The sequence below is a fragment of the Streptomyces azureus genome (assembly GCF_001270025.1).
GTDB classification, from domain to species: domain Bacteria; phylum Actinomycetota; class Actinomycetes; order Streptomycetales; family Streptomycetaceae; genus Streptomyces; species Streptomyces azureus.
Genome location: NZ_DF968496.1, coordinates 1 through 939, shown reverse-complemented (window position 1 = coordinate 939; position 939 = coordinate 1). Strand labels below are relative to the sequence as shown.

The following is a 939-nucleotide window of genomic DNA, read 5'->3' as shown; positions in this document are numbered from 1 at the left end:
CACAAGACGATCGGCACGCTGTACCTGGTGACGTCGTTCGCGTTCTTCGTCATCGGTGGCGTGATGGCGCTGTTCATGCGCGCCGAGCTCGCCCGGCCTGGTCTGCAGATCATGTCGAACGAGCAGTTCAACCAGGCGTTCACGATGCACGGCACGATCATGCTGCTGATGTTCGCGACGCCGCTGTTCGCCGGCTTCGCGAACTGGATCATGCCGCTCCAGATCGGCGCGCCCGACGTGGCCTTCCCCCGGCTGAACATGTTCGCCTACTGGCTGTACTTGTTCGGCTCGCTCATCGCGGTGGGCGGCTTCCTGACGCCGCAGGGCGCGGCCGACTTCGGCTGGTTCGCCTACAGCCCGCTGTCGGACGCGGTCCGGAGCCCGGGCATCGGCGCCGACATGTGGATCATGGGTCTGGCCTTCTCCGGCTTCGGCACCATCCTCGGCTCGGTCAACTTCATCACCACGATCATCTGCATGCGCGCTCCGGGCATGACGATGTTCCGCATGCCGATCTTCACCTGGAACGTGCTGCTGACCGGTGTGCTGGTCCTGCTGGCCTTCCCGGTCCTGGCGGCCGCGCTGTTCGCCCTGGAGGCGGACCGCAAGTTCGGTGCCCACATCTTCGACTCCGCCAACGGCGGCGCGCTGCTGTGGCAACACCTCTTCTGGTTCTTCGGCCATCCAGAGGTGTACATCATCGCGCTGCCGTTCTTCGGGATCATCTCCGAGGTCATTCCGGTCTTCTCCCGCAAGCCGATGTTCGGTTACTCGGGTCTGATCGGCGCGACGATCGCGATCGCGGGTCTGTCCGTGACGGTGTGGGCGCACCACATGTACGTCACCGGCGGTGTGCTGTTGCCGTTCTTCTCCTTCATGACCTTCCTGATCGCGGTCCCGACCGGTGTGAAGTTCTTCAACTGGATCGGCACCATGTGG

Annotated in this window: 1 protein-coding gene; it reads left to right on the top strand. The window is 64.0% G+C overall.

The annotated features are described in order from the left end of the window. Window positions 1-939 (top strand): cbb3-type cytochrome c oxidase subunit I (locus tag AOQ53_RS37495; RefSeq protein ID WP_174523413.1); only part of this gene is annotated, 939 nt, incomplete at both ends.